The 2,739-nt window shown below is 24.5% G+C and carries 1 protein-coding gene and 1 pseudogene; both read right to left on the bottom strand.

Annotation, left to right across the window (positions count from 1 at the left end):
- A pseudogene (locus tag AJ889_RS04545) lies at nt 1-732 on the bottom strand (sugar transferase); the annotation flags it as partial.
- Between the two features lie 54 nt (nt 733-786).
- Complete coding sequence (locus AJ889_RS04540) at nt 787-2,664, bottom strand: DUF2972 domain-containing protein (protein ID WP_052784350.1); 1,878 nt, start codon at nt 2,662-2,664, stop codon at nt 787-789.
- Between the last annotated feature and the right edge of the window lie 75 nt (nt 2,665-2,739).

The following is a 2,739-nucleotide window of genomic DNA, read 5'->3' as shown; positions in this document are numbered from 1 at the left end:
AAACTCATAATTGGGCGGTAAAGGCAAATTCATCTTCCAAGCAAGTTCAGCAGGTATGTTATGATAATTGATTTTTTCATTTTCATCATTAAGTTTTTTAGGATCAAGTAATGAAGGATAAGGATGGTTTTCTTTTTTATATTTTTCTTTGAAATCATCTGATAATAACCATTCTTCTATAAGATCGAAATTTTTTATAAAATAATTAAAGTTGTGAAAGATATTATCTAGTATAGGTTGATAATCTTGATGTGTTTTTAAGATATTTTTTATTCTTGGAAATTCTTTTAGGAATAATTGTTTATTATCTTGAATAGCTTTTAAAGCTTCACCATTTAATTCTTTAAATTCTTTTAGAATTTCTCTAAAAATTTGAAATTCTTTATTTGCTTTTTTAATATTATTTTTTAATTTAAATCCACCTCCTTTATACCAATTCTGATAAGCCTTAATTAAAACTTCACCTATCATGTAAGATAAATGGAATTTACATCTTAAAGCTTCATTATAATCAGAACATGTTTCTAAACTTGGGTATTTAAGTTGGGGAAAGACTTGTATGATTTGTTGATAAATTTTTTGTTCTTTTTTATGTTGTTTTTTGATTTTATAGAGTTTTTTAAATAATGCTATATACCCCCCCCCGTTATGTCTATGTTCTATCACAGTTTGACCTAGTTTATAAGCTAAATGGTTTTTTACTCTTTCTATGGCTGAATTTGGGTTAAGCATGGGTTTTTCCTTTAAAATAAATCAATCAAAAAAACAAGAAATAATTATATTCAATTATTGATTAGAAAATGATAAAGATGGGTTTTGATTATTCTCATCTAACTCTTTACACATTCTTTCAAATTCTTGGTAGTATTTCCAAGAAGCTACTATATCTGGACGATGTTGCTTGATGTAAACCAATTCCTCATCTAAAATATCCTTATAAGATTTTGCTACACTTATATTCTTTTTAAAATAATCCAATACATCGCCTACTTTCACTTCTTTATTTTTTTCAACATTAATCCTTTTTTTTAAAGAAATTAAAAATTTATTAATATATTCTAAAACAACATTATAAAGAGTTTGATTATTTATCAAACTATCAAAATGATCTTTTGAACAAAAAATAATCAAGTTTTCATGAAAAATTTCTTTAAACTTATCAGTGATATCTATGCAATTTTCCATAATTTGTATGTTTTTTACAGAAAATCTATTTGAAACAAAAATTTTGACCTTATTATTTACTTTTATAATACAAGGTAATAATACTGTTAATGGTGAATATAATTGCTGATAAAATATTTTATTATTTTTATCTGGGGAAGAAAAATTCAGTATTTTTGATAATTTCTCTAATGTAAATAAAGTCTTGTCTCCAACTATATCCATCATATCAATATAAATAATTTTATTAAATCTAAAAAATTCTATAGTCTTATTTCTTCTAATATTATACATTAACATCCAATGATTAGTATCTGAAAGAGCTTTGATACTTTCAAGAGATGGAAATTTTTGATTTGTATCTGGATTAAAACAACCATTTGATTCGTGAACATAAACTATTCTATCATTAATTTTATCAAAATCAGTATTGTTAATATCTATTTTAAGAATTTCATTAAATCCATTTTTCTGATGTCTAACATTAATAAAAGATTTCAAAGAATCAATAGGATCTCTAAGCAAAATCAATACAGGTTTATTTTGCAACAAAAAACAAAATTTATCATACTTTTGACAATTCACATCGAGTATACCTATGGCAAATTTTAAATCATTGCATGCACAAGCTTCACTAATCAAAAAATTAAAAATACTAATATAACGCTTACCATCCTCATATCCAAATGCACCAATAAGCACAACACCAACTTCTTTTAAAAATCTCTCCATAGCTTTTTCTCCACTTGTATGCAAAAAAAATCCAACAAACTCATAATTGGGCGGTAAAGGCAAATTCATCTTCCAAGCAAGTTCAGCAGGTATGTTATGATAATTGATTTTTTCATTTTCATCATTAAGTTTTTTAGGATCAAGTAATGAAGGATAAGGATGGTTTTCTTTTTTATATTTTTCTTTGAAATCATCTGATAATAACCATTCTTCTATAAGATCGAAATTTTTTATAAAATAATTAAAGTTGTGAAAGATATTATCTAGTATAGGTTGATAATCTTGATGTGTTTTTAAGATATTTTTTATTCTTGGAAATTCTTTTAGGAATAATTGTTTATTATCTTGAATAGCTTTTAAAGCTTCACCATTTAATTCTTTAAATTCTTTTAGAATTTCTCTAAAAATTTGAAATTCTTTATTTGCTTTTTTAATATTATTTTTTAATTTAAATCCACCTCCTTTATACCAATTCTGATAAGCCTTAATTAAAACTTCACCTATCATGTAAGATAAATGGAATTTACATCTTAAAGCTTCATTATAATCAGAACATGTTTCTAAACTTGGGTATTTAAGTTGGGGAAAGACTTGTATGATTTGTTGATAAATTTTTTGTTCTTTTTTATGTTGTTTTTTGATTTTATAGAGTTTTTTAAATAATGCTATATACCCCCCCCCGTTATGTCTATGTTCTATCACAGTTTGACCTAGTTTATAAGCTAAATGGTTTTTTACTCTTTCTATGGCTGAATTTGGGTTAAGCATGGGTTTTTCCTTTAAAATAAATCAATCAAAAAAACAAGAAATAATTATATTCAATTATTGATTAGAAAATGATAA

The sequence above is a fragment of the Campylobacter sp. BCW_6468 genome (assembly GCF_001762865.1).
In the GTDB taxonomy this organism is placed as follows: domain Bacteria; phylum Campylobacterota; class Campylobacteria; order Campylobacterales; family Campylobacteraceae; genus Campylobacter_D; species Campylobacter_D jejuni.
The sequence above is the reverse complement of the archived record's forward strand: the minus strand, read 5'-3'. Positions and strand labels throughout refer to the sequence as shown.

Coding starts and splice junctions, on each gene's coding strand:
- AJ889_RS04540 (WP_052784350.1), bottom strand. CDS start 2,664: ATGCTTAACCCAAATTCAGCCATAGAAAGAGTAAAAAACCATTTAGCT.